Origin of the sequence: Paenarthrobacter sp. NyZ202, assembly GCF_049860755.1 — a bacterium.
Classification (GTDB): domain Bacteria; phylum Actinomycetota; class Actinomycetes; order Actinomycetales; family Micrococcaceae; genus Arthrobacter.
Genome location: NZ_CP187556.1, coordinates 226,130 through 252,862, shown reverse-complemented (window position 1 = coordinate 252,862; position 26,733 = coordinate 226,130). Strand labels below are relative to the sequence as shown.

At 63.5% G+C, this 26,733-nt stretch carries 20 protein-coding genes; 1 reads left to right on the top strand and 19 read right to left on the bottom strand.

What is annotated here, in order from left to right; translation table 11 throughout:
- Positions 1 to 90: 90 nt before the first annotated feature.
- The 12 genes from ACPFL9_RS01220 to ACPFL9_RS01165 all read right to left on the bottom strand — a co-directional run bounded on the left by ACPFL9_RS01220 (position 91) and on the right by ACPFL9_RS01165 (position 14,386).
- On the bottom strand, positions 91 to 756 hold the full coding sequence (locus ACPFL9_RS01220) for a TetR/AcrR family transcriptional regulator (RefSeq protein ID WP_426005300.1): 666 nt from the start codon (positions 754 to 756) through the stop codon (positions 91 to 93).
- Between the two features lie 45 nt (positions 757 to 801).
- Positions 802 to 1,455 (bottom strand): carboxyltransferase domain-containing protein, encoded by a 654-nt coding sequence (locus tag ACPFL9_RS01215; protein ID WP_426005298.1) that lies wholly within the window; start codon positions 1,453 to 1,455, stop codon positions 802 to 804.
- A 90-nt stretch (positions 1,456 to 1,545) separates the two neighbouring features.
- The gene (locus ACPFL9_RS01210; protein ID WP_426005296.1) at positions 1,546 to 1,743 is read right to left on the bottom strand and encodes a hypothetical protein; all 198 of its coding nucleotides are present in this window, start codon (positions 1,741 to 1,743) and stop codon (positions 1,546 to 1,548) included.
- A 138-nt stretch (positions 1,744 to 1,881) separates the two neighbouring features.
- Positions 1,882 to 4,803, bottom strand: coding sequence for an FAD-binding and (Fe-S)-binding domain-containing protein (locus ACPFL9_RS01205; protein ID WP_426005294.1), 2,922 nt, complete (start codon positions 4,801 to 4,803; stop codon positions 1,882 to 1,884).
- Positions 4,804 to 4,924: 121 nt separating this feature from the next.
- Positions 4,925 to 5,893, bottom strand: a complete 969-nt coding sequence (locus tag ACPFL9_RS01200; protein WP_426005292.1) for a sugar ABC transporter substrate-binding protein — start codon at positions 5,891 to 5,893, stop codon at positions 4,925 to 4,927.
- 88 nt (positions 5,894 to 5,981) lie between these two features.
- Positions 5,982 to 6,980, bottom strand: a complete 999-nt coding sequence (locus ACPFL9_RS01195) for an ABC transporter permease (RefSeq protein WP_426005291.1) — start codon at positions 6,978 to 6,980, stop codon at positions 5,982 to 5,984.
- Positions 6,977 to 7,888: an ATP-binding cassette domain-containing protein gene (locus ACPFL9_RS01190; protein ID WP_426005289.1), complete on the bottom strand. Its 912-nt coding sequence runs from the start codon at positions 7,886 to 7,888 to the stop codon at positions 6,977 to 6,979. Before ACPFL9_RS01190 ends, ACPFL9_RS01195 begins: the two co-directional genes overlap by 4 nt.
- A 314-nt stretch (positions 7,889 to 8,202) precedes the next feature.
- Positions 8,203 to 9,213 carry an inositol 2-dehydrogenase gene (gene iolG, locus ACPFL9_RS01185; protein ID WP_426005288.1) on the bottom strand — a complete coding sequence of 337 codons (1,011 nt, stop codon included), beginning with the start codon at positions 9,211 to 9,213 and terminating at the stop codon, positions 8,203 to 8,205.
- Between the two features lie 36 nt (positions 9,214 to 9,249).
- On the bottom strand, positions 9,250 to 10,707 hold the full coding sequence (locus ACPFL9_RS01180; RefSeq protein WP_426005287.1) for an APC family permease: 1,458 nt from the start codon (positions 10,705 to 10,707) through the stop codon (positions 9,250 to 9,252).
- A gap of 32 nt (positions 10,708 to 10,739) precedes the next feature.
- A complete protein-coding gene (locus ACPFL9_RS01175; RefSeq protein ID WP_426005285.1) occupies positions 10,740 to 11,753 on the bottom strand; it encodes a D-2-hydroxyacid dehydrogenase in 1,014 nt (337 codons plus the stop codon).
- A gap of 69 nt (positions 11,754 to 11,822) precedes the next feature.
- Positions 11,823 to 13,580 carry an IlvD/Edd family dehydratase gene (locus ACPFL9_RS01170; protein ID WP_426005284.1) on the bottom strand — a complete coding sequence of 586 codons (1,758 nt, stop codon included), beginning with the start codon at positions 13,578 to 13,580 and terminating at the stop codon, positions 11,823 to 11,825.
- Between the two features lie 53 nt (positions 13,581 to 13,633).
- On the bottom strand, positions 13,634 to 14,386 hold the full coding sequence (locus ACPFL9_RS01165; protein ID WP_426005282.1) for an SDR family NAD(P)-dependent oxidoreductase: 753 nt from the start codon (positions 14,384 to 14,386) through the stop codon (positions 13,634 to 13,636).
- A 187-nt stretch (positions 14,387 to 14,573) separates the two neighbouring features.
- On the opposite strand from ACPFL9_RS01165, the gene ACPFL9_RS01160 reads away from it, so the two are divergent.
- A complete protein-coding gene (locus ACPFL9_RS01160; RefSeq protein WP_426005280.1) occupies positions 14,574 to 15,758 on the top strand; it encodes a Gfo/Idh/MocA family protein in 1,185 nt (394 codons plus the stop codon).
- 76 nt (positions 15,759 to 15,834) lie between these two features.
- Here the strand turns inward: ACPFL9_RS01160 and ACPFL9_RS01155 are convergent, their stop codons facing one another.
- The 7 genes from ACPFL9_RS01155 to ACPFL9_RS01125 all read right to left on the bottom strand — a co-directional run bounded on the left by ACPFL9_RS01155 (position 15,835) and on the right by ACPFL9_RS01125 (position 26,718).
- Positions 15,835 to 17,190 (bottom strand): aldehyde dehydrogenase family protein, encoded by a 1,356-nt coding sequence (locus ACPFL9_RS01155; RefSeq protein WP_426005279.1) that lies wholly within the window; start codon positions 17,188 to 17,190, stop codon positions 15,835 to 15,837.
- Between the two features lie 78 nt (positions 17,191 to 17,268).
- Positions 17,269 to 19,230 carry a 3D-(3,5/4)-trihydroxycyclohexane-1,2-dione acylhydrolase (decyclizing) gene (gene iolD / locus ACPFL9_RS01150; protein WP_306845569.1) on the bottom strand — a complete coding sequence of 654 codons (1,962 nt, stop codon included), beginning with the start codon at positions 19,228 to 19,230 and terminating at the stop codon, positions 17,269 to 17,271.
- A gap of 187 nt (positions 19,231 to 19,417) precedes the next feature.
- Positions 19,418 to 20,551, bottom strand: a complete 1,134-nt coding sequence (locus ACPFL9_RS01145; protein ID WP_262276846.1) for a Gfo/Idh/MocA family protein — start codon at positions 20,549 to 20,551, stop codon at positions 19,418 to 19,420.
- Positions 20,552 to 20,633: 82 nt separating this feature from the next.
- Positions 20,634 to 22,394: a hydantoinase B/oxoprolinase family protein gene (locus ACPFL9_RS01140; protein ID WP_426005277.1), complete on the bottom strand. Its 1,761-nt coding sequence runs from the start codon at positions 22,392 to 22,394 to the stop codon at positions 20,634 to 20,636.
- Between the two features lie 2 nt (positions 22,395 to 22,396).
- Complete coding sequence (locus ACPFL9_RS01135) at positions 22,397 to 24,487, bottom strand: hydantoinase/oxoprolinase family protein (RefSeq protein ID WP_426005276.1); 2,091 nt, start codon at positions 24,485 to 24,487, stop codon at positions 22,397 to 22,399.
- Between the two features lie 33 nt (positions 24,488 to 24,520).
- The gene (locus ACPFL9_RS01130) at positions 24,521 to 25,420 is read right to left on the bottom strand and encodes a fumarylacetoacetate hydrolase family protein (RefSeq protein WP_426005274.1); all 900 of its coding nucleotides are present in this window, start codon (positions 25,418 to 25,420) and stop codon (positions 24,521 to 24,523) included.
- A 2-nt stretch (positions 25,421 to 25,422) separates the two neighbouring features.
- On the bottom strand, positions 25,423 to 26,718 hold the full coding sequence (locus ACPFL9_RS01125) for an aspartate aminotransferase family protein (RefSeq protein ID WP_426005272.1): 1,296 nt from the start codon (positions 26,716 to 26,718) through the stop codon (positions 25,423 to 25,425).
- Positions 26,719 to 26,733 lie beyond the last annotated feature (15 nt).

The window sequence follows — 26,733 nt, the reverse complement described above, 5'->3', positions numbered from 1 at the left end:
TCACACTATCCGGGCGGCAATTGGGGAACATGTGCCATGTTGGGACACCACCGCCCTGGAAGTCGATGCCGGCGGCAAAGGGCGGTTGACCTAAGTCGGGACTCCGGAGCCGATCTCGAGAATGGAACGTGAAAGCGCCACTGTGCGGTCCACTAGGACCTGCAACTCCGGCTCGCCGCCGTTCCAGGCCGCCCATCGTCCCGCACCGTCAAGGAGCGTAAGAATAACGTGGGCAGTCTGGCGGGAGAGCGGGTATCCCATGTCCTGCGCCGACGCGACAAACATGGCTTCGCGCAAGCGCAACCAGGCGGAAATTTCTTGCCGGACTTCCTCGCTGAAGAACCGGGACACCTTGTCCGTAGCGACCAGCAGATCCCCGAGATCGGCCTCAAGGCCCCTTAGGTGCTGGACCAGGTGAAAGCGGACCAAAGCTGCCCAGTACTCTTCCGGACCAGCAGTAGCCTGCACGGCCGCCAGGAGTCCGAGGGCAAACCTCCGCCTGAACCCCAGAAGGACCTCAGCCACGATTTCCTCACGTCCACCCGGAAAGCTTGAGTAGAGGCTTGGTGCTTTGAGGCCCAGTTCACGGCTCAAGGTGCGCATCGTCACGGATTCGAAACCATGCGCCCCGGCAAGTCGGAGGAAGGCTGTAACGATCCGCTGCTGGGAGGTCGTCAGTAGGGGCCTGCCGCGGTCGGAAAGAAATTCTGCCAGGGCCGCGGTGGCCTGATCACGCGACGAATAGTTCAATGCCATCCTCGGCCTGCTGGTGAAACCATCTCCCACTCTAGCGAACGATCGTTAGTAAGGTAAAGGACTGCCGCGCCGTAGCCACAAAGAATCTCCCATCCGGAGATCCGGCAGGGAAGTGAGTAATCCGGCGCCCACGCGTCCCACGACGAGTTCGTCCGAGTAGCTGCTGCGGCTGGTCAGCGTCACTCCAGGGCGGGACAGGGTGAGCGAGCCTTGGGGGACCAGTTTGGCGGGTCGGCTCCCTTGCGCGGATTGGTGCCAGTCCCCGGCCCAGGGTACTTCGAGCAACGCCGAGGCTCCTGGGGAGGCGAACGTCCTGACCTTGTGTTTTGTGCGGCACAATCGCCGGATCAAGCTACGTTCCGGCACGTTCAGGAGCAAGCAGGCCACTGCCAGATCCGGACCATCAAAAATGGCAGGCACACTGTGCGTCATGGCGGAAAAGTCACCGCGGGCATAGGAAACCTTGGAAAAAGCGGCCACCAGCACGGCGCTGAGCCCTTTCAGATCAACGGCTCCGGCAACGTAATCCACAATGACGCCGTCACGGAGGCCGCGGATGTCCGTGATGCCGTCGAAATCCAAGGACTTCACCGCTTCGATAAACGGAGCAATCCATGGCCCGCAGCCAGCAGGCTGTGGAAGTTCCACCAGGAGGGTGCCAGGCCTGCATGAAAGGATCGTGGGTGCATAACCAGCCATCTTCACCTCCACCAAGGGCTAAGGAAGCGGACCGCAACGCCTGGAACAGTGCCGGCTCCAAGCGCTGCGGCCCGCGGTCTTCAGGAGGGGTTACGCCCCCGGGTACGGCCAGGGCGTGGCGTCGCTGATGTCGCGCCCTTCGACCATGTCTTTAAGAAGCCGGTGAACGTTGCGGCCGGACCGCTTCATCTGGTGGTCGCTCCGCTCCCCAAGTTCAGTCTCGTTAATATGTGCTGAGGCCCGCAGCCATTCAACATGCCGTCCTTGGGCGAGCTTCCTGTTCATCATCGGAATCAACTCTCAAAAACTAGTGGTGCCTTTTGGTCTTTCCAGAATCCAACTTTTGAGGTGCCGCTGATCGTGTCAGTTTGGGACACGGTGATCAGAAGAGGTCCGGTTGTCACCGGGAGCGGGCAGGATTTCCTCCTACTCCGTCCCACCGGATGGACCGGGATCCAGGGCAATGGCCAAGTGCTTGCTGGAAAGCTCCGGGTCGATCTGCGAAACCTGCATGGCGCAGCTGAACCCGTCCGTGAGGACCAGGGCATCCGACGCGCCCGCGAGCGCCGGAACGATGGAGTGCCCGGCAACCTTCATGGACATGTCAAAGTGTTCGGCTTCAAAACCGAAGTTGCCTGCCACGCCGCAGCATGAGGAGGATTCCACGAGCTGCGGCACCCCCCAGGCTTCGAGGACGCGTTTCTGGGCGCCGGAACCGAATACGGCGTGCTCGTGGCAATGGGTTTGCAGCACTGCCGTGACGGGCGGTTGGGCAGTGGGTTTCCAGCCACGATTTATGGCCTCATCCACTGCGACAGAGAACGAGCGGACCCGGTCCGCAACCCTCGATGCCGCCGCACCACCCACCAACTTTGGTCCTTCGTCGCGAATGGTGGCGGCACAGCTGGGTTCCAGGACCACGATGTCGCGGTCTGTGCCGTCGTCGAGCTTTTCGATCAACTGGGCCAGCCGCCGGCGGGCACCATCACGCTGCCCGGTTGAGATCCAGGTCAGGCCACAGCAGGCATCCGGGGTACAGCCCACGGAACTGCCGGAGTCGCGGAGCACACGGGCGGCGGCGGGAACGACTTCGGGACGGAAAGCGCGGGTGAAGCTGTCGATGAACAGCAACGCATCGGCACCGTCCGTGAAGCCGGCCTCCTGTATGCGTTGCCGGATGCGGCCCCGCTGGGCGAAGTCCGGGAGCCGACGCCGGGCGCTGACACCCAACCATTCGCCCACCAGGCGGAACGGACGGAATCCGGACCCCAGGTTGGCGAGGGCCGCTATGCGGGTCAGCAACGGCAGCCAACGGGGCAGCCAGCCGATGGAGTAGTGCGTGAAGGGGCGGATCCTGCCTTTGTAGTGTTCGTCTACCAGCTGCGATTTGGCTTCGGCGATATCCACGCCGGTGGGACAGTCGGCGGAGCACGCTTTACAGGACAGGCAAAGGTCCAGGGCTTCCCGGACTTCCGGGCTGGACCAACCGTTGTGGCTGGTTCCCTTGCTCCGCGTCAGTTCCTGGAGGACGCGGGCACGGCCCCTCGTGGAATCCTTCTCGTCTTTGGTGGCGCGGTAGCTGGGGCACATGAACCCACCGGTCGTCGCCCGGCAGCGTCCCACGCCGATGCACGCGTGGGTATTTCCTACGAAGGGGCTCACCACCGGCAGCAGCTGCCGGCTTTCAGTGGAAGGCAGGACGGCGGCACCTGCCACTGCGTGCAACCCGCCGTGGTCGGGGCCCGGCAAGGGAACCCCTTCCAAGGCAAGCGAGGCAGCAAAGGGCTTCGGGTCCACGATGATGCCCGGATTGAGGATTCCCGCAGGATCCCACAGGTTTTTGAATGCCTTGAAGATGCCCACCATCGAGGAGGAATACATGACATCCAACAGCTCACTGCGCGCCCGTCCGTCGCCGTGTTCCCCGGATAGTGAACCTCCATGGGACACCACCAGCTTGGCCGCTTCGCGGGTGAAGTCGCTGAAGGTCGTCCGGCCTTCGTCACTGCGGAGATCGTAATCAAGGCGCATGTGCACGCAGCCTGCGCCGAAGTGTCCATACATGAAGGCTGTGTAACCGTATTTTTTCACCAGTGGCAGCAGCTCCGCGAGGTAGTCTGCCAAGCGCTCCGGGGCTACCGCTGAATCTTCCCAACCCGGCCACGTCTGGATCCCGTCGATTCGCCGGGATGAAAGCCCGGCTCCGTCCTCGCGGACCCTCCAGAGCTTGGCGCGTTCCGAGGGCTCCGTCACTATGGCGTGGTCGATAACACGGCCGTCGGCGGCGAGTTTCTCCAGCAGACGTTCGCAGTCTGACGCCGCTTGACCGATGCTGTCTGCGGAGAATTCGACCATCAGGAAGGCGTTGCCCTCGGGAAGGGAGTCGACGCTGGCGGAGCCGCGGCGGTGCCGCATGATGTCCACGATCGAAGCGTCCAGGCCTTCGATGGCACTCGGCTTCGCGGCGAGGATGGTCATCACGTCGCGGGCCGAGTCAATGGTGTTGGCGTAACCGAGGCAAAGCAGGGCGGTGGTGCGCGGCTTGGGGACCAATCCCACCCTGGCCCGCACCACTACGGCACAGGTTCCCTCGCTGCCGGCAAGGGCGGCCGCGACGTCAAAGCCGTGCTCAGGCAGGAGGTGTCCCACATGATATCCGGACACCTGGCGGGGAATGGACTGGAGTTCTACGCGTAGGGGCGCCAGGTTGGCCTGGGCGAGTTCCTTCAGCCCGTCCATGAGCTCACCGGCCCGGGTCACCGAGTGTTTGTCCGTGGCATCCACAGCCTGCAGGAAGTCCTTGCCGGCGCGCAGGTAGGCGCCGTCAGCTGTGACCAGTTCCAGTTCCTTGACGTGGTGCGTCATGCGTCCGTAAGCCACTGAATGATTGCCGCAGGCGTCGTTGCCAATGGAGCCGCCGATCGTGGCGCGTGTCAGTGATGACGGATCCGGGGCGAACGTCAGCCTGCCTTCGCTGGCCCTTTCAACGTAGGAACGCAATTCACCCAGCACCACTCCGGCGTCCACCCATACGGTGCCGTGATCGGCGTCGAGCGTTCCCACGGACGTCATTCGGCGCGAGAGATCGACGACGAGCCCCTCGCCTATCGCGTTGCCGGCCATTGATGTTCCGCCGCCGCGAGCGGTGGTGGGCACGCCGGAGGCGGAGCATGCGCGCATGACTGCACGGACCTCGTCCACATTCTGCGGGAAGGCGACAGCGGACGGACGCACGCGATAGTTCGATGCGTCATAGGAGTACTCGGAGAGCCTTCGCGGAGTCTCCTCCACCTCGATGCCCGCGTCCCGAAGTTCGTTCAAAAGGACTGCGACGTCGTTCTTGGGCATGCTTACGTTCTCCATTTCTGTGGTTCCACGGCAGTGTAGGCAGGCGGGGGTGGTGCCGCAGTGTGCCAAAACAGAACGGGCGCAGCGGATCTCTCCGCTGCGCCCTTGTCTGCTTGGGTTTTTACTTCAGGAACTCGGACAGGTTGTCCTTGGTGATCAACGTGAACGGCAGCGTGTACCGGTTCTCCGCTTTGCCGCCATTGAGGAAGTCTGTGACGACCTCGACCGCCTTGACGCCCTGACCGGCAGAATCCTGGCGAACAGTTGCCGACATGGTGCCAGCTTTGATGTTCTGCAGCGCAGGCTCGGTGCCGTCGACGCCCACCACTGCCTTGAACTCGGCAGTACGGCCCGCATCGGTGATTGCGGAGGCGGCGCCAATGGCCATCTCGTCGTTGTTGGCCACTACGGCGTCGATCTCACCCTTGCCAAAGCGCTGCAGGGTGTCTTCCATGTTGCGCTTGGCCTCGTCACGGCTGCCCTTCGCCTGGAATTCAGCGACAACCTTGAAGTTCTTGTTGATCTTGCTGTCGAAGCCCTTCTTGCGACGGTCGGTCCAGGACGCGCCATAAATGCCGGCTGCGAAGACGATGTCGCCGCCTTCAGGCATCGTTTTGTTCAGGTACTCTGCCTGCATTTCACCGGCCACAGTGTCGTCAACACCGATGTAGCTCTTGTAGGCCACGTCTGCACCTTCTGCGAATTCGGTGGAGAGGATGAACAACGGGATGTTGGCCTCAATGACGCGCTTGGCGGCGTTCTGGCTGCCTTCGCCGTCCAACGGTTGCAGGATGACGGCGTCAACCTGACGGGTGAGCAGGTCCTCCACCTGGTTGAGTTCGCTGCCAACGTCCTTCTTGGAGTCGGTGATGTTGAGCTTGACGCCCTTCTCGTCGGCAGCCTTCTTCATGGCGTCCGTCATGTGTGCCAGATCCGGGTCCTGCAGGTCAAGGACCACAACGCCGATGTTGTAGCTCTTGGCTGCCCCCTCGGAACTGCTGGCATTGGTGCTGCCTGCGCACCCGGTGAGTGTCAGGGCGCCGGCGGCCAACATGGCGGTGGCTGCGGCGAGCTTCTGTCGCATTCCCATGGTTGTTCCTTTCAGTGGTTCTTGATGCTGGGGAGATGTGTTGCTGGGTTGGTGGGGCCCAAGGGGTTGTGGGCCCCCGGACGCTGGTTCAGTCCGACTTCCAGCGGTTCAGGAGGACTGCAAGCACGAGGATTACGCCTTGCACACCTTGCTGGAAGTAAGAGGAGACGCCCATCAGGTTCATGCCGTTCATCACGACGCCCAGCAGGAGGACGCCGATGACGGTTCCGCGGATGGTGCCGACGCCGCCGAAGAGGCTCGTGCCGCCGATCACGACCGCTGCAATGACCTGGAGCTCGTAGCCGGTGCCGGCCACGGGGGCAGCGCCGTCGAGACGGGCAGTGAGGACCAAGCCTCCCAGGGCCGCGGTGACGCCACCGATCAGGTAGACGGTGAACAGCACCCTGCCTGTGGAGATACCGACCTTCTTGGCCGACTCCTCATTGCCGCCCACGGCGTAAACGTGGGAACCGAATTTGGTGCGGCTAAGGACAAACTCGCAGATGACGGCCGCGATCAGGAACACGATGACCGGGACCGGGATCGGTCCGACGAACCCGGACCCGAGCCACTCAGCGGGTCCGCTGAGTCCCGAGACGACCTGGCCATCCGTCACCACCAGTGCTGCGGTGCGGGCGATCGCCATGGTGGCCAACGTCGCCAGGAAGGGAAGGATGGCACCCCAAACCACCATCGCTGCGCTAAGGAATCCCACCAGGAGGCCCACTGCCAGGCCGGCTATCAGGGGTATCCAGAATGCCCCGCCGCTTGCTGGTGCCATAATGGCGAACACCATGCCGGCCAGGCCCACAATGGAGCCGACCGACAGATCAATGCCGGCGGTAATCATGACGAAAGTCATTCCAAGCGCGATCAGGCCAATGATGGAGGACTGCCGGACCACGTTGACCAGGTTGTTCACCGTCAGGAAGTTCGGGGCGGCAACCGCGAGGAAAATGATAATGAGTGCGAAGAAGATCAGGATGCCGTAATCGCCGACGAACCTCTTGACCTTGGTGGACAGGTCACCGTCTTTCAGATCAGCCGGACCCAACTTAGTCTTCAGGCTTTCCATGGTGAGGCTCATGAGTTGCTCCCGTTGATTGTTGTTCCGCGGGCAGCCATGGCGTCCACTACAGGCAGGGACGAGGTGCTGCCGATCTTCCGCCGCTCGTCAGGTATGCCGTCCCCGTTATCGATGTAGTCGTCCAGGGTCCCGTGGGAAATAAGGTGGGCTACCTGGGCTTCGGTGACGTCCCCAACGTGGAAGCGACCCACCACCTGTCCCTGCCGCATCACGGCGAACCTGTCAGCCACGGCAAACGCCTCGTCGAGGCGGTGCGTGATGATAATGACGGCAATGCCCAGGTCTTTGAGTCGCTGGGTGACTTCAATGAGCTTGTCCACCTTGGCCACGGACAGGTTTGCCGTGGGCTCATCCATGATGATCAAGCGTGCATCGAAGGCCAGGGCGCGTCCGATCGCGACGGCCTGCCTTTGGCCGCCGGAGAGCCGTTTGACCTTGAGCCGGGGGTTGATGGGGATGTCCAGGCGGTCCAGTACGCGCTTGGTTTCCGCTTCCATCTTCTTACGGTCGATGATCCGCACCAAGGGGCCAAGGAGGTTCTTCTGCGGTTCCCGTCCCAGGAATACATTGGTCCGGACATCGAGGTTGTCTGCCAGGGCGAAGTCCTGGTAGACCATCTCGACGCCTTGGTCGCGGGACGCTGACGGTGTGGGAAACTCCGTTTTCTTTCCGTCCAGCTCTATCGAGCCCCGGTCCGGCTGGTAGACACCGGTGAGGACTTTCATGAGCGTGGATTTGCCGGCAGCGTTATCGCCAAGGAGCGCAAAGGTCTCGCCTGGCATGACATCGATGCTGACGCCCCGCAAGGCGGACACCGCCCCGAATGTCTTGTGAATGTCTTTTAGTGCGACCAGCGGAGGGGTCGCAGGTGGTGCATCGGTCATCTCGTCCTCGTTTGATTGGGCCATGTAATGAACCGGTGAAACGCCTCCGGCGAGGATCAACCAAACAACGTTGTTTGATTCTGCAGATGATAGGAGCGGTTTTTAAAAAGCCCCGTCACTGCGTGACCTCCGCCACAATGTTTCACTTACTTGAACTTTGACGGACGCGATGATGGGGCATTTGTGCCAATTTGGAACACGGCTCTGAATCGATTCATTCCAGCAGGTCAATTCCTGGAGAATCGACCGGGCAACACCTGTTCCTTAAACGGCAAAACCCGGCCCCGGGCATGGACGGTTGCGAAAGCATCCATGCCCGGGCCGGGCATCAAGGGGTCCTAGGCGGACAGATCCACGGCGATCGCAACCCCGGTCCTGGCCGACCTCTCCGCGGCATCCGCAAGAATCAGGGCAGCCCGGCCGTCCTCGAAACCGGGATTCCGGTAAGGCAGGCCGCGGACGGCGCGAAGGAACTCAGCGACCTCGAGCCGGTACGCCTCCGCATAACGCTCCAGGAAGAAGTTTTGGTACGGTGCGATCCCCTCCACGGTTCTGGAACCCCAGTGCCGGACAAGGTTGTCATTCTTGTTTGATACGTGGAGCAGGCCGGTGGAGCCGAAGGCCTCTATGCGCTGGTCATAACCAAAGGCGGAATGCCGCGAGTTCAGGATGGTCACAAGTTCACCCGTGGATCCCCTGAGGGTAACCACGGTCGAGTCGAAATCATCAGCCTGTCGGATAGCGTCGCTGAACACATTGGCGCCCCGGGCCGATACCTCCACGATGTCCGGAATGAAATAGCGGGCCATATCCAGGTCATGGATGGTCATGTCCCGGAAGATCCCGCCGGATTGGGGCAAGTACGAAGCGGGTGGCTCACCCGGGTCACGGCTGGTGATGATCAGTTGTTCCAAGGTTCCGATCTCGTTGGCAGCCACGCGCCGTTTCAACTCCACGAAGTGTCTGTCGAAGCGCTTGTTGAAACCCAGGGCTATGGGAACGTCGGCGGCCGCCGCCTTTGCCCGGAGCGCGTCAACCCGAGAAATGTCCAGGTCGATGGGCTTTTCGCAGAGAACCGGGATGCCTGCATCGATGGATTTCTCCATCAGGTCCACGTGCGTGGCTGTTGGAGAAGCCACGATCACGGCGTCGACCTCCCCGGAGGCAAAGACTTCGGCCGGGTCATCGGTGACCCGGCCACCGAACTCGGCGGCCGTGCGCTTGGCCCCCTCAATAAAGGGGTCGCATACCCAGGTGAGGGTTGCTTCTTCCAAAGTTGCCAGGCTCATGGCGTGCACCTGACCGATCCTGCCGGTACCGAACAGGCCAACTCTGATCTGTTGCGTCATTGCAGATCTCCAAAGTATTCAAATGGAAAGGGATTTTTAGTCGATCTTTTGCCGACCCAAACGCGCATAAACGTCCGGCCGCTTTGAGCGCAGGAAGTATGCGTAGACAATTCCGCCGATGAACAGAGCGAAAGTGAAGGTCATGAAAATAGCTGTCATGATCGCCGAACCACCGATCAGCTCGGGGTAGTTTGCGATGGCCAGGTACGTAATCAGGCCAAGGAACACCACGCTGACGATCGGGGCCACGATGGTCTTCCACGCAGACTCAGGGGCGTAACCACGTCGGCGGACAAAGTAGACCAGCACGGCAAAGCTCGTGATGAACATCAGGAGCAATACAGAGAAGGTGCCACTGCCGCTTGCGATCGGGTACAACGCCTCAGGAGCCACCCCCAGCAGGGTGAAGACGACAGTGGCCACCGCCCACAGCAGCCCGACGGCCAGCGCTGATACATAGGGGGACTTGTGCCGGGGGTGCACACGGCCAAGTGCGGGGGGAAGGGCTCCATCGGCGGCCAGCGAGAAGCTGTACCGTGCGGCAATGTTCTGGATCGAGAGCATGGAAGCCAGGATCGAGGTGATGAGCAGAACCACTCCGATGTCAGCGAAAATCTTGCCCACCAAGGCAGTAGCCCCATCGTTGAAGAGGTTCACTGTGTTGGCTTTGGCAGCTTCCTGCACGTTGTCTGCGCCCAGGAATGCCGTGTAAGCCCAGGCTGCCACCGCGTAGAACAGGCCGATTCCAACCACGGCCAGGTAGGTAGCCCTGGGGATGGTGCGGTCGGGATTCTTCACCTCGTCGCGGTAGATGACCGTCGCTTCGAACCCGAAGAAGTTACCGACGGCGAACAGCAGCGCGAGGCCCAAACCGGCGTCGGTAATCCACGGCATGGAAAAGCCAACACCCTGGGAGGCGTCTCCTGCGGCAAACGCGGCAACGTCGAAAATGATGACAACGGCAGACTCAAGCAGCATCACCACCGTGAGGACCTTGGCGGAAAGGTCGATCCGGTTGTATGCCAGCACAGTGGTGATGGCTATGATGCCCAGCCCGTACCAGTACCAAGGGATGTCCGGTCCGTTAAGCGTGTTCACCACGAAACTCTGCAGGGTCAGGGCGAACAGGGAGGGGGCAAAGAATCCGATGAACACGTACCCGACAAGCGCCAGCAGCGCCCCGCCCAGGCCCGCCGGCTTGCCCAGCCCGGCCGTGACGAAGGAGTAGAAGCCACCGGGGGCCTCGACGCTCCGACTCATCTTGACGAATCCCACCGAGAAAATCAGGAGCATCAGGGTCACCAGGAGGTATATCCCTGGAGCCGTGTGGCCGCTGAAAAGGAGCATCACGGGCAAGGTGCCTGCGACGGTGGTCAGCGGGGAGGAAAACGCAAGCACGTTCATCACGAGCTCGCCCACCCCCATGTTGCCGCTGAGCTTGTTTTCCTGGGTTTGGGTGGGCGTTATCGGCTTCCCCTTTGTTGAGCTTGACATGTAATCCTCGTCACGAAAGTACTAGTGCTGAATCACACTATCGACGCGGATCGTGGCAGCACTGTACCAGCTTGGGACACGGTATTTGGAGCACTTCCGCCAAGCTTTTTGAGGTCCACAACGTCGTTGAGGGGCTGGCCTGCCTTCCACTGCTGAAGGTTCCGCGCAAAGCAGTCCACTACCCGCCCACGCCACCCGATCAGGTCGCCGGAGGCGTGCGGGGAAACCAGGATGTTGTTGCGGCTCCACAACGGATTTTCGGCCGCCAACGGTTCATTCTCAAAAACATCCAAGGCTGCTGCACCGAGGTGTCCGGCATCAATGGCATCGAGCAGATCCTGCTCCACCACCACGGCCCCACGGCCCACGTTGACCAGCCGGGCGCCCGGACGCATCTTGTCGAACCGGGCAGCGTTGAACAGGCCCCTTGTCTCCTCGGTCAGCGGAACCGTCAACACCACGTCCTGCACCTCACCGAGCACCACATCCAACTCATCGAAGGAGGCGATGGCCCCCAACTGTTCGTCCTCGCGGGCACTCCTGCCAACGACAGTCACATCCATGCCCGCCGCCCGCAACAGCAGCACAGTCTCGCGACCCACAGGGCCTGGACCGACCACCAGGACTTTGCGGCCCAGCAGCGGTTCAGTTTCGCGGTGCTGCCACGTCCTTGCCTGCTGCAGCTCTATGGTCCGGCGCAGGTCCTTGGTAAACATCAGAAGGACACCCAGGACCCATTCGGCGATCGGCCGCTCACAGACGCCGCGGGAGTTGCTGACGACGATGTCACTGTTGATGATCTCGTCCGTCATAAGGCTGTCGACGCCGATGCTGGACGTGTGGATCCACCGCAGCCCGCCCGGACCTACTTCTCGCAGAAGCTTGGTCCGGAAGTCGTTCAGGAACAGGATTTCCGTTCCGGGCAGCGCCGCCCTGAACTCCCCTGCCGTCCGAACCACCACCACATCGGCTTCGGCGTCTAAGCGTTCCACGGGAGGAACCGGGCGGCCCTCCTGGACTATGACAATCACTTTTGGTCGTGACACACGTGCTCCCTCCCGGGCCGCTCCCCCCAGGAGCGGCCCAATGTTTTGTAGTTTGTCGTTTGCGGCTGCTTACCAGCCGCCCTGCCAACCGCTCATGAGGCCGTACGGCAGCCGCTGCGGCTCTTCGTCCGGCAAGCCCTTGAGGAAATCGAAGTCGCAGCCTTCGTGTGCCTGGTTGACGTGGTCGATAAAGAGCCGGCCGTAACCACGCCGATACTTGGGCGCCGGGAGGTTGAGTTCGGCGAGTCGGGCCTTGATCTCCTCCTCCGGCAGGTCCAGGTCCAAGCGCTGGTTCTCGACGTCCAGGATGATCGGATCGCCGTCGCGAACGATCGCGAGCGGTCCGCCCACGGCGGCTTCGGGCGACACGTGTAGCACGGTTGTGCCAAATGCGGTGCCGCTCATGCGGGCGTCTGAGATGCGCACAATGTCACGAACACCTTTGCGCAGCAGCTTCTGCGGAATGGGCAGCATGCCCCACTCCGGCATGCCCGGAGCACCCACCGGACCACTGTTGCGGAGCACCAGGACGGAATCCTCCGTGATGTCCAGGTCCGGATCGTCAATCCTGCGGCCGAGGTCGTAGATGTCATCGAATACCACGGCCGAACCCTTGTGCTGCAGGAGTTCCTTCGAGGCAGCGCTCCGCTTGATCACGGCACCGTTGGGGGCCAGCGAGCCGCGGACGACGGCGATGCCGCCTGAGGCGTCGAAGGGCGTCTCGAGCTTGCTCACGACGACGCCGTCCGGCTCGGGTGCGTTGATGTAGCCCTTTTCGAGGGACTCGCCCGTGACGGTCAGGGCGTCCCGGTTCAGGAGCGGGTCCAGCGCCTTCAGCACGGTGGAGATGCCGCCCACCTGGAACAATTGCTGCACCAGGTACTCACCGGACGGGCGGACATTGACGATCCGGGGGGTCCGCTGGGAAATCTCGTGGAAGCGGTCCAACTGCAGTTCGTAGCCCACCCTGCGGGCCAGAGCCAAAAGATGAACCACTGCGTTGGTGGAGCCACCCACGGCCATGAGCAAGGTGATGGCGTTGTCGAACGCTTCCTTGGTCAGGATCTCGCTGGGCTTCGGTCCTGACAGCGCCATTTCCACTGCCCGGCGGCCTGTGGCTTCCGCCGCCTGCCCGCGGCGTGAATCGACGGCGGGAATGGACGCAGTGCCGGGAAGGCACATGCCCAGCGCTTCAACGAGCGACGTCATGGTGGAGGCCGTGCCCATTTCGCTGCAGTGGCCGGCGGAGGGCTTGGCAGAGGACTCAAGTTCATCGAAGTCCGCCTCGGTGATCTTGCCCGCGCGCAGTTCGTCCGCGTACTTCCACGTGTCCGTGCCAACGCCCAGCTGCTTGCCCCGGAAGTACGCCGGTTCCTGCGGGCCGCCCGTCAGCATGATGGTGGGAATGTCCGCGCTGGCCGCTCCCATGAGCTGTGCCGGAACCGTCTTGTCACAACCACCCAGCAGCACGATCGCATCCAGCGGGTACGCGCGGATGGATTCCTCAACGTCCATGGCCATCAGGTTGCGGAACTGCATGGCCGAGGGCTTCATCAGGCTTTCGCCCAAGGAGATGGTGGGGAACTCCAGCGGCAAACCGCCGGCCATCAGGACGCCGCGCTTCACGGCCTCGGCAAGGAGCTTGAAGTGGATGTTGCAGTTGACCAGCTCCGACCAGGAGTTTGCGATGCCAATGACCGGCCGGTCCTTGATGGCGAAGCGCGAGAAGCCTTCGGCCTGGATGGCAGTACGGTGCACGAATCCCGTGAGGTCGTGCGGCGCGAACCAGTGCGCACTGCGGAGATCGTTGTAGTTCGACTCAGGCATATCTCTCAAAGCTCCTTGGCTTGTTCGTCTCTTGTGAGGTCTTGGGCGGGCAATCAGGCAGCAGATGTGCCGCCGTCGAACGCCATGCTGGTGCCGGTGGCGAAGGTGCCGTCGACCGCCAGGAAGTAGATGGCGGCGGCCACTTCGCCGGGGTCCGCGAGCCGGCTCAGCGGAACCGCGCTTTCCTTCTGCCGCAAGGCCAGGGCGGGGTCCGGTTCGGCCTCAAGGCCGGTACGCAGCATGGGGGTGTCAATGGGTCCGGGGCAGACGGCATTGACGCGGACATCGGGGGCCAGTTCCAGCGCCAGCGCCCTGGTAAGACCCACCACACCGGCCTTGGCTGCACAGTAGTGGGCCAACCCTGCAACCCCCATGGCCGCCAGGTCAGAGGCGACGTTCACGATGGCCCCTCCCCCGGACCTGCGCATGTGCAGGCCGGTTTCCCTGGCGACGTAGAAGGTGCCGGAGAGATTGGTGCCTAACACCTCTGCCCAGCGGTGCTCGTCCAGGTCCTCCAGTGCGGCGTAGCCGGCAACCCCGGCCGCATTGACGGCTACATCCAGGCCACCCAGTGCATGGATTGCACTGCGGACACCGTTCCGCGCTGAACCGGGGTTGGAGACGTCGGCGACCACCTGGTGCGCACCGCCGTCGATTTCCTCCGCAACCCGCCGGAGTTCAGCAGGCCGCCGACCCAGCAGCGCGACCCGGGCTCCGCGACGGGCGAAAAGTTTGGCCGTTGCTTCACCGACACCCGATGTGGCTCCGGTGACGAGCACCCGCAGGGGTTTGGTTCGATCCATCATCGTCGACGGGCTCCTTTGTTGGCGTTGGCGGACTAGTACGTTCTACATAAACAGCACGCCACCCTCTCCGGATGTCTCAGATTGAGACACAGCACACACCGGCAGACTTCATAGGCTGATCGGCAGATGCCGCCATTTGCGTGGCACCGTTTCCCCGAACCCAGTTGCTAGACAAGAGGAGTCTCCTTTGGAAGACCAGAACCGCATTGGCGTAGGCCTTATCTCCGTTGGGTGGATGGGACGCCTGCATTCCCGCGCCTACCTCGCCACCAAGCAGTTCTTCCCTGAACTGCCGCGTCACCCTGAGCTTGTGATCGCCGCAGACCCCGACGACGCCGGCCGTCACCACGCGGAGGACGCGCTCGGTTACAAGGAAACGGCTACTGACTACCGGAAGGTGCTGGAGAACCCGGACGTCGATGTCGTCTCGATCTGTTCCCCCAACTTCCTGCACCACGAGATCGCGCTGGCCACCATCGAGGCGGGCAAGCATTTCTGGATCGAGAAGCCCATGGGCCGCAGTGCCCGGGAATCCCGGGAGATCGCCCAGGGCGCCGAAGCTGCCGGGCTGATCACCTCGGTGGGTTTCAACTACCGGCACACCCCGGCTATCGCTGAGGCACGACGGTTGATCCGTTCCGGGGCGCTGGGCAAGGTGACCAACGTGCAGATCCGCCTGCTGACCAGCTACGCCTCGGACCCGACGCAGGTGTTCACATGGCGCTACGAGCAAGCGCGCGCAGGTTCTGGCGTATTGGGCGACATCCTGAGCCACGGTTTCGACCTGGCCCAGTTCCTGATAGGCCGCATCACCTCGGTCAACGCGGTGACGGAAACGTTCATCAAGGAACGTCCGCTGCCAGCCGGAACGTCGTCGAATTCCTTCAACAAGGGTGAGGCCTCGGATGTGACCCGGGAGGTGGAGAACGAGGACTACACGGCCATGCTCGCCCGGTTCGAGGGCGGTGCAGTGGGCATGTTCGAGACAACCCGCGTCGCGATCGGCCCGCACGCCGAATACATCGTGGAGGTTTACGGCACCGAAGGATCCATCCGCTGGAACTTCGAGCGCATGAACCAGCTGGAAGTCGCAACGGACCGCAGTGGATACCGGACCATCATGACCCCGCCCTCCTTCGGCGAATTCGGGCGCTTCCAGCCCAACGCCGGGCCCGGCATCGGCTTCAACGACCTCAAGACCATCGAGGCCGCGCTGTTCCTGCGTTCGGTGGCCGAAGGCAAGCAGCTTGGACCTTCTGTGGCCGACGGTTGGTCGGCATCGGAACTGGTGGATGCCTCCCTGCGCAGCGCAGAGTCTTCCGCTTGGGTGGAGGTCCCGGAAGTCACAGGGAACACCACGTACGGGGCCTAGGCTCCTGCGACAAAGATGGAGGCCGGATCGCGTGATCCGGCCTCCTTTTGCTGCGCTGAAATTTAGTCGCTGAAACCTACTTCGCGAAGCGGAACAGCTTCTTGTTGGCGAACTCCAGCATGCCCACCTTGCCCAGTTCGCGGCCGTAGCCGGACTTCTTGACGCCGCCGAACGGCACGTCCGCACCGCTGAGGTCGTAGGCACCCACGAAGACCATGCCGACGTCGAGCTGGTTGCCGACGCGCTCGGCGCGCTCAACGTCGTCACAAATCACTACCGATCCCAGGCCGTACGGCGAGGAGTTGGCCAGCTTGATGGCTTCCTCGTCGCTGCTGACCTTGTATAGCTGCGCAACAGGGCCGAAGAGTTCCTCGCTGTAGACGTCCATGGCCGGCGTGATGTTCGTGATCACTGTCGGGGTGAACACGTTGCCCTGGGGCTCATTGTTGCCCACCAGGATCTCTGCGCCTTGGTCCAGGGCACCCTGCACCTGGGAAGCCAGGAACTTTGTGGCCGAATCGGAGGACATCGGTCCGAAATCGCCGTTCTCGTAGGACTGTCCGGCGATGGCTGCCTTGAACTTCTCGGAGAACTCGTCGAAGTACTTGTCCAGCACCACGATCCTCTTGGAACCGTTGCACGACTGCCCGGTGTTGCCCATGCGGCCCATGACGGCCTTCTTCACGGCAAGGTCCACGTTGTCCGTGTCCAGGACCAGGAACACATCGGCGCCGCCGAGCTCCAGCACGCACTTCTTCAGCGCACGTCCGGCCTGTTCAGCCACGATCGCTCCCACCTGCTCGGAGCCGGTGAGCGAGACACCCTGCACCCGGTCGTCCGCGATCATGGTGGAGATCTGCTGGTGGGTGGCGAACAGGTTGACGTAGGAACCCTCCGGGAAGCCGGCATCGCGGAAGAGTTCCTCCAATGCCAACGCCGACTCCGGACACTGGCTGGCGTGCCGGACAATGACGGTGTTGCCCAGGATGATGTTGGGAATCGCGAACCGTGCCACCTGGTAGTACGGGTAGTTCCATGGCATGATGCCCAGGATCACGCCGAGGCCCTGGTAGCGGAAGAAGCTCCGCAGCCCGTCGGCTACCTCCAGTTGCTCATCGGCGAGCCATTCTTCGGCATGCTCAGCAAAGGCAGCGGCAATGGAGCCGGAGAACTCGGCCTCGCCGGCGGCCTGCTGCAGCGGCTTGCCCATCTCGCGGTTGATGATAGCGGCCAGCTTGTCCTTCCGCTCAACAAACAGATCCGCGAGGCGTTTGGCCAGGGCAGCGCGCTCGGCGACTGTGGTGGTGCGGGACCACTCCTGGTAGGTCTGCTGGGCGGCGCTGAGCCCGGCTTCCACCTCTGCGTCAGTGGCGGCGGGGTACTCGGCGTGGATGGTTCCGGTAGCCGGATCAGTAACGGCAAATGTGCTCATAATGATTGCTCCTTGGTCAGTAAATCCCGTAAAAGAAACGGGCGGGACCGCTGGATGGAGCGGTCCCGCCCGGTGCGCCTAGCGTGCGTCAGGTGCGGTGGTGGCAGCGTAGAAGCGCTGGCGCTCACGGCCCTTGAGGTGCTTGGCAGCACCCTCCAGGGTGGCAGGCCGCTCCGAGGTCATCGGAGCTCCAACGTCCCAGAAGGCGCCGTTGCCGGAAAGGTAGCGCCACGGCTCCACCCGGGCGACGATCACTGCGGGACCCTCTGCCTCCTGCGCCTCGGTGAGGGCGGCGGAGAACTCCTCGACCGTCGTCGTCGACCATGCCGCACAGCCCATGCTGGCCGCGTTGGCGGCGATGTCGAACTCGAGTACTGCCCCGTCCAAGCGGCCGGACTCCTTGCTGCGTTCCCGGTACTGGGTGCCGAATTCGCGGCCCGGACCGCCCTTGGCAACCTGGAGCGGCCAGATGCACTGGTGGCCGCGGTTGTCGATCACGATCGTGATGATCTTCTTGCGTTCCTGGACGGCCGTGACCAGTTCCGTGGGCTGCATGAAGTAGGTGCCGTCACCGATTAGGACATACACCTCGCCCGGCGCGTCATCGCGGGCAATCCGGTAACCCAGGCCTGCGGGGATCTCGTGGCCCATGCAGGAGTTGGCGTACTCGAAGTGGATCTCGGTGCCGTTGGACGGGTCCCAGGCCTTGTGGATACCTTCGACCACGCCGCCGGAACCCAGGATCAGGGCATCCTGGCTGGTGGTGCGCTTGTTGAGCACGTCGATCACCTGGGCCTGGCTCATCAGTTCGCCCGGGAAGGCCTGGAGGTCGTGCTTGCGCACTTCCAGCGTGGCCTTGCGTGCGTCCGCGATGTCGCTGCGGAACTCGTCCGACGTCGAGTACCCGACGGCGGTGAGCCGCTCACGCAGGCCGGCCAGGTTGAGCCTGGCGTCGCCGATGACGGGGAACGAGCCCATCTTGTGGGCGTCGAACGAACCCACGTTGAGGTTCACGAACTTCACGTCCGGGTTCTGGAACAGCGAATGCGAGGCGGTGATGAAGTCCTGTAGGCGCGAGCCAACGGTAATGACGCAGTCCGCGCCGTCGGCGATCTCGTTGGCTCCCACCGTGCCGGTCACGCCCAGCGCACCGAGGTTGAGGTCGGTGATGGGTCCGCTTCCCTTGCCCGCGTAGGTCTCGGAGACCGGGATGCCGAACTCGGAGCTGAAGCGCGCCAGTTCTTCCTGCGCCTTGGAGTAGCGGACGCCGCCACCGGCGATCAGCAGCGGACGCTTGGCGTTGCGGATGATTTCCGCGGCGTCGCGAAGCTCGTCCTCAACAGCCGGACGACGGCGGATGTGCCAGACGCGCGGGGTGAAGAAGGACTCCGGGAAGTCGAACTCCGCGCCCTGGATGTCCTGCGGCAGGCAAACCACCACGGCACCGGTTTCCGCGGGATCGGTGAGGACGCGCATTGCCTCCGGGAGCGTGGACAGCAACTGGGCGGGGTGCGTGATGCGGTCGAAGTAGCGGCTGACAGGACGGAAGCAGTCGTTGGCGGACACGTCGCGTTCCACGGGGTGCTCGATCTGCTGCAGCACGGGATCGCCGAAGCGGTTGTTGATGATGTCCGCGGGGAAAAGCAGCACGGGCAGGCGGTTGGTGGTGGCTGTGGCGGCACCGGAAACCATGTTGGTGGATCCCGGACCTGCGGAAGCGGTGCAGGCCAGGGTGGCGGCACGGTTGGAGGCCTTGGCGAAGCCGATGGCCGCGTGGACCATCGACTGTTCGTTCTTGCCCTGGAAGTGCGGGAAGTCCACACCGTACTCGTCGATGCCTTGGGCCAGGCCCACGGAGTTGCCGTGCCCGAAGATGCCGTACATGCCGGCGATCAGGCGGCGTTGTTCGCCGTCGAGTTCGCTGTACTGGACCTGCAAATACTCGACGATCGCTTGTGCGACAGTGCGGCGGCGGACGGCCTTTTTATCGGCTGCGATATTGACCTCGGTGCCGATATCAGCAGCGGCTGTGCTAGTCATGCGTTCTCCTAAATTCGTAGGTGCGTCGGCATTTGCAAACCGATTCGCCCGAACATCAGGTTTTCACCGTGGGGAAGCAAAGTTGTGTCCCAGTTTGGGACGCGGGCCACCTGCCCGGACACGCAAGAACAGCAGCCGACGGCGGTACGCGCGTACCGCCGTCGGCTGCTGTTTGTTTTCGCTTGTCTTAGTCGAAGCGGTAAGGCTCCTGCGGTCCCACGGAGGGCAGCGGCCGGGGCCGCTCGCAGGTGCTTTCGATCGCGATGTGCTTGCCCTGCTCCGAAGATGCCTCGAAGGCGAGGAGGACTTCCAGCACGTGGTAGGCGAAGTCGCCGCCCGTGCGGGGTTCCACGCCGTTGCGGATGGCGTAGCCGAACTCGGCCAGGCCAATGCCGCGGTAGGCGTCGTCGCGGTGGGTGATGGGCGTTTCGCGCCAATCGCCGCCGCCGGGAGGCGTCATGTCCAGCGCGAGGTCACCAGGCTCACCGCGCCGCAGCACGGGAGCGCCAGAGAAGTGGTCTGGGTTCGGTGCTGCCAAGGAACCACCCGTGCCGTAGATCTCCAGGTGCGGCAGGTTGTGGTTCCAGATGTCCCAGCTGACGATCACGGTGGCAGAAGCGCCGGACTCGAAGTCGAGGGTGCCCGTGACGTGCGTGGGGGTCTGGATCTGGATGACTTCGCCGTCCTTGCCGGGGCGGGGACGGGTCTCGGACGAACGCGGCGTGGTTGCGGAGACGCGGGAAACGGGACCGAAGAAGTTCACCAGGTTGGTGATGAGGTAGGGTCCGATGTCCAGCATGGGGCCGGCTCCGGGGCTGTAGAAGGGGTCCACGTTCGGGTGCCAGTGCTCGTAGCCGCGGCACGCGAAGGAAGCGAATGCTGCAACGGGCTCACCGATCCAGCCGTCGTCGATGAGCTTGCGGCTGGTCTGCATGCCGGAACCCAGGAAGGTGGTGGGCGCGGAGCCAACCTTGACACCGGCTTCCCGTGCCGCGTCCAGGATCTGCTTCGCTTCCTCAAGGGACGTGGCGAAGGGCTTCTCTGAAAGGACGTGCTTGCCGGCCGCGATCGCCTGGAGCGTGACAGGCGCGTGGAGCTTGGGCGGTGTGAGGTTCAGGACCAGCTCCACGTCCTCGTCCGCCAGCAACTCGTCCGGGGTGAGTGCTTTGGGAACGTCATACTCGGCGGCGCGCTTCCGCACGGCCTCGGGGTTCACATCCGCGAGCGCCACGATGTCCACGTCAGGGTGGACGCCGATCTTGTCCAGGTATTGGTTGAGGACGTTTCCGACGCCGATAATGCCGACTCGAATGGGTTCCATGTGAATCTCCGTTTAATGATTGTTGGAACATCCCGGGGCGAGGACTATACCCCGCCCCGGGATGGGTTGCGATAGCTGCGGTTTAGCCGGCCAGGCGTTCCACGCGGGTCTTCGCCGTGGCTGCCTCGTCGATGGCACCGTCGGTGATGACCACGCCGTAGTGTGCGGCCGCGGCTTCGAGGGTCACGCGGGACTCGCGGTAGTCGTCGAGTACAGCCAGGACGTCGCGTTCCAGCGGGTCGCCGTAGCCGCCACCGCCGGGAGTGATGGAAACGACCTTCTCGCCCGACTGCAGGTCGTAGCGGCCCACTACGGGAATTTCGCGGCGTTCGCCGGTCTTGAGGTCTTCCACCCACGCAGACGGTTCGGCTCCGTCGTGGCCACCGCGGACACCCTTCGGCGGGTTGATCTTGCCTTCGATGCCATAGGTAAGGGTGACGCTCTCGCCGCGAGGCTCCATGGTGACGCGTGTGGCGAGTCCGCCGCGCTGGCGGCCGGCTCCGCCGGAGTCGGCAACCAAGGTGCGTTCGTGTACCAGGATCGGGTACCGCTGCTCGTCCACCTCCACGCTGTCGTGGTAGAGCAGGGCCCCGCAGACGGGACGTTGGTAGGTCGGCCAGCCGTCAACGTAAGGTGTGGCCGGCCCGCCGACGCCGCCTACCAGGATCTGGTTCACGTACGGGTTGCCGTTGCGTTCGTCCGTCCCGGAGATGACCGACTTGGCAGGTGCCTGGCCGGCTGCGCCCTCGGCGGTGCCGTAGCCGTCGTCGATCTGGGAGAAAGCGGCCTGGACGATGTTGACGACCCGGTCCGCCAGGTTGGTGGTGCCGGACGAGCAGGAGTACGGGTGCTTGGGAACACCGACGGCGCAGCCGTCCCGCAGCAGCACCTCGACACGGCGGAAGGTTCCCGCATTGCTCGGCAGGTTCTCCGGGATGCCGGAAAGGATGCCGGCCAGGGCGGCGCCGGTGGCAGTTGCCTTGGTGAGGTTCAGGCCGTTGGGCAGGTTGTCCGGGTTGTCGCGCAGGTCGATCACCACTTTGCCCTGCTTGGGCTTCACCTCGAGGGTTGCCTGCAGCTGCACTCCCTCCGGTCCGGTTCCGGGGAACGGATCGTGGGCGGAAGTGCCGTGTAGGACGTACTCGGGCAGCTTCTCGATCGCGCTGGCGGTCAGGCGCTCGGAGTAGTCGAACCAGGCGTCCACGAAGTCCACCAGGTCATCCACGCCGAACTTCTCGGCGAGTTCGTGGATGCGGCGCTCGGCGATGCGCGAGGCGCCGACGGAGGCCAGGTAGTCGCCGTACCACTGGTCCGGAACACGGATGCGGGACCGGCACATGCGGATGATGTCGTCGATGTCCGTGTAGTCGCGCTGGATCCGCACGCAGGGGAAGATCAACGCGCCTTCCTCGTACACGTCCCGCGCGGTGGCGAAGAACGTGGTGGGAAGCGAGTTGCCGCAGTCGGCTTGGTGGGCCTTGGTCACGGCGGTGAAGAGGTGGCGGCCCTGGATGAAGATGGGCACCAGGATCACGTGGTCTGCTGCGTGTGAGTTACCCATGTAGGGGTCGTTGTGCAGGAACGCGTCGCCTTCGCGGATGTCCTTGTGGAGTTCCACCATGTCCTCGCCCAGCGGGCCGGCACCGAAGACGTGCACGGGAACACCTTCAGCCGCGGCAAGCAACTGGTTGTCCGCTGTCAGCACGGCGCAGGAGAAGTCGCGGGCCGTGTTGATCACGGAAGAGCGGGCGGAGCGGAGCAGGCCGCTGGTCATCTCGCGGACAATGCCGTCGAATGCGTTGGCAAGGACCGAGAGCTTTACGGGATCGAATTCGCGGGTCACGGTTACGCCTCCTTACGGGTGAGGTAGATGTTGGATCGTTCATCGAGCGTCGCGTCCCATTCCGGCGGTACGACGATGGTCGTGGTGGGCTGGTCGATGACGGCCGGTCCCACGATCTTGTCGCGCGGAGCGAGCGTCACACCGCGGTAGCGCTGGGTGCTGAAGGGTTCGCCGCCAAAGACGATGCTGTCAGTGCGGTGGATTTCCGCGGTGCGGCTGAGTTCACTTTCGGACCTGGTGTGCTCCGGACGCGGGATTTCCACGCGGACACCCCAGGTGATGATCTCCACGCGGCTGTCCGGATCGTGGGTGCCGTTGCGGCGGTCGTGCTCTTCGTGGAAGGCCCGCTCGATGATGCCTGCCGCGTCACCGGAGGTGTCCGGGGCGGCGTCGAGGTAGACGCGGAGGTCCCAGGCCTGGCCGGGGTACCGAGCATCCACGAAGTAGGTGACCTTGGGCGCTTCGCCTACGCCGTCGAAGCGCTTCACGAAGAGCTCAGCCTTGGCTGTCAGATCCTCCACGGCGCGGGAGGCCGAACCGGCGTCGAAACTGCGGGTGTCGTTGTGCAGCGGGGAGAGGAACTCGGTGGCTATCGGGGCACGGTGGGCGCCGTACGCGGCCAGGACGCCGGCTGTCGCCGGGATCAGGACGGTGTCCGCTTCCAGGAGCCTGCCAATGATCGCTGCGACCATGGCGCCTGCGCCGCCGCCGGCAACAATAAGCGCACCCCGGGGGTCAACGCCCTGTTCCAGGGCAGACTGCCGGATGGCGGTAGCCATGTGGTTGGCGGAGACATCCAGAATGGCCTGGGCGGCCTGCAGGGTGTCCATCTTCAAAGGCCCGGCGATGCGGGTATCGATGGCCTTGACGGCGGCCTCGCGGTTCAAGGTAAACCCGCCTTCGAAGCCCTCCGTGTCGAGGTAGCCAAGCGCCACGCAGGCGTCGGTGACGGTCGGTTCTTCGCCGCCGCGGCCGTACGCTGCCGGACCGGGAGTGCTGCGCGCACTCTGCGGGCCCACGCGAAGGAGGCCACCGCCGTCGATCCAGGCGATGCTGCCGCCACCAGCGCCGATGCTGGAAACCGCAACGGAAGACAAGCCGGTGAGGTGACCGACGAACGGCTCCCCCAACCAAGCTTCGCGGGTGTGGCGGACCACGCCGTTCTCCACCAGCGACACATCGAAGGTGGTGCCGCCCATGTCGCAGACCACCACGGTGTCGTGGTCCGGGGCTGCCGCCGCACCCACCAGCGGTGCCATGGACGGGCCGGAGTTCAGCAGCAGGACGGGACGGTCAAGGACATCGGCGACGTCGAGCACGGCACCTTCGGAGGTCACTACCAGGAGGTCGCCGGCGAAGCCGTATTCCTGCAGGTCCGAGCGCAGCTTACCCAGGTGGTCGGCCATGAGCGGCTTCAGGGAAGCGTCGATCGAGGCTGCCGAGGAGCGTCGGTATTCGCGGATGGTGGGGTTGGCCGCGTTGGAGAGCGTGTACGGAACGCCGGGGAGGATTTCCTTGATCAGCTCGGCAACCCGCTTCTCGTGGGCGTCGTTGATGATGGACCACAGGAAGGACACCGCAACGGCTTCGATGCCCTGTTCCTTAAAGGAACCGAGGACTTCGCGGACCTGCTCTTCGTCCAGTTCCACCAGGATGTCGCCCTCGGCCGAGATGCGCTCGGTGATTTCAAAAGTCAGGTGACGGGGAATGTAAGGCGGCGGGTAGGCAGCCTTGGAATCGAAGGCATCGCGGCGGCCACCTTCGCGGAGCAGCAGGGTGTCGGCGAAACCGTCCGTGGTCAGCAGCGCTGTTTTGGCGACCTTGCCGGTGAGCACTGCGTTGGTGGCATGCGTGGTGCCGTAGACAATGACGTCAGCGTTGCGGAGAACGTCGTCGCCGCTCCAGCCAACGGACTCGGCCGCGCGGCGGACCGAGGCTTCGAAGCCGGTGAACACGCGGTCGTAGGTGGTCAGCGCCTTGCCGACCGCCATGTCACCGCTGTTGGAACCGACCACGACGTCGGTAAAGGTACCGCCGGTGTCGACGGCGATGCGGTACCGGGCCTCGCCTGGTTGTGTTTGTACATCACTCATGGTCTTCATTACTTTCGTAGAGCTTGCAGGGGGTTAGAGCTGGGGCTTGCCCACGGTGTTGCGGAGCAGACCTACCTTGTCGATTTCGATTTCCACGGTGTCTCCCGGTTCCAGCCAGACAGGCGGGTTCCGCTTGGCACCGATGCCCTGCGGGGTTCCTGTGGCAATGACGTCGCCGGGTTCCAGGGTGAGGAAGCTTGAGAGGTAGGAGACGATCCGCGCGATCGGGAAGATCTGGTAGCTCGTGTTGGAGCGCTGCACTTCAATGCCGTTCACGCGGGTTGCGAGGTCCAGGTTCTGGGGATCGCCCACTTCGTCCAGGGTGACCAGGGCAGGGCCCCACGGGGTTGACCCGTCCACGGCTTTGCCTGCCAACCACTGGGTGCCGCGGTACTGCAGGTCGCGGGCAGTGACATCGTTCAGCGGGGCAAGTGCGGCCACATAGTTCAGCGCCTCTTCTTCCGTGACTTCACTGGCCTTGCGCCCGATGACTACTGCCAGTTCGCCCTCGAAGTCGAGGTTTTCGCTGACCTTCGCACCGCCGATTTCGTCCTCGGGCCCAACCATGGTGGAGGCGAACTTGGCGAAGACGTCAGGGTATTCCGGGAACGCGCGGCCGGTCTCGGCAACATGGTCCTTGTAGTTCAGGCCAATGCAGAGCACCTTGGAGGGATTGGGCACCGGAGTGGTCAGGCGGACATCGGCCCGGGCACCAACGTGTGCTTCCGGATCCTGTCCGGCCAAGGCGGCTGTCTCCGCGGAAATGGCCTCCAGCCGGTCGCCGTAAAGTTCCAGGAATTCCCGCACGGACGTGGTGGCTCCGTACACTGCCTGGCTGGAACCCTGCAGCAGCAGTTCCAGGTCATAGACGGTGTCCTCGATCAGGACGCCGCCGCGGATACCGGATTCGTGTTCGTAGGAAACGATCTTCATGGTTACTTGGCACCTTCCATAGTGGGAGCCTCCGAGGCGACAGCCAGGACAGCGTCGGCCAGGCGGTCAGTGATGTCTTGGACCACCTTTTCGTCCATGGGCGTGGACAGCGACAGCAGGTTGGCTGGGGAACCAAGCAGTCCCCGTTCGTAGGAGGCCCACCACAATTGGTGCTGCGTGCGCTCGTCCACCTTCTCCGCACCCGCGGGAACCGCGCGGAGCAGGGAGCCGCTGCCGCGGATCTCCCAGCCGGCGCCGGAGACCCTGGCGTTGACCGTGTCGCGGGCCGTATCACCCAGGTGGTTCAGTCGCTTGACTTCCTCCTCGGTGTAGAGCCGTAGAGCAACGGCGCCGGCCGCCATGCTCACAGGGTTGCCGGAGAAAGTCCCGCCGTGCGGGAGGCTGCCCGGACGGGTGGGGTCGACTTCGGCCATGAGCTCGGCCTTGCCGCAGACTGCCCCTACCGGGAAGCCGCCACCAATGAGTTTGCCGGTGGTCAGCAGGTCGGGGGAAATTCCGTACTCGCCGCTGAACCCGTTGTAGCCCAGGCGGAGGCTGATGACCTCGTCAATGATCAGGACAATGCCGTACTGGGTGGCGAGTTCCCGGGCGGTACGGACGAATTCCTCGTTGATGGTGAGAAGGCCGGCCCGGTTGGGCAGCAGGTCCAGGATGATGGCGGCATACTGGTCCGGGGCGGCCTCAACGGCCTGCCGCAGGAAGTCGACATCGTTCAGCGGCACGGCCGTGACATCGTCGATCACGCCGCGGGTGACACCACGCTGGTAGGACGGTCCGCCGGGAACCAAGGCAACCTCAGACGTTCCGTGGTAGCCGCCCTTGGTGACGATGACACGTTCACGGCCGGTGCTGGCTCGGGCAATGCGGATCGCGGACATCACAGCCTCGGTGCCGGAATTAGCAAAACGCACCTGGTCAAGGTCGGGAAGACGGCCCAGCAGCAGTTCGGCGAGTTCCCACTCGTAAAGGTTGGGGATGCCCCAACTCGCGCCGCTGGTCAGGGCCGTAATGGCGGCCTCGGTGATTTCCGGGTGGGCGTTTCCGTGGATCAGGGAGGTGAAGTTGTTGTTCGCGTCGATCAGTTCACGGCCGCGGTCGTCCCACACGCGGTAGCCCTCACCCTTGATGGCGTAGGGGCTCGGAGCGCCGGTGTAGTACGTTGAGCGGCCGTAGCCGCCCGGCAGCAGCGGGAAACCACGCGGTCCACGGCGCAGGTGCGGATCTTCTACGGGGTTCTGCAAAGCAGCGAGGTCTTCAAGATGATTGGTGGTTGCCAAGTCGGGTTTCTCCAG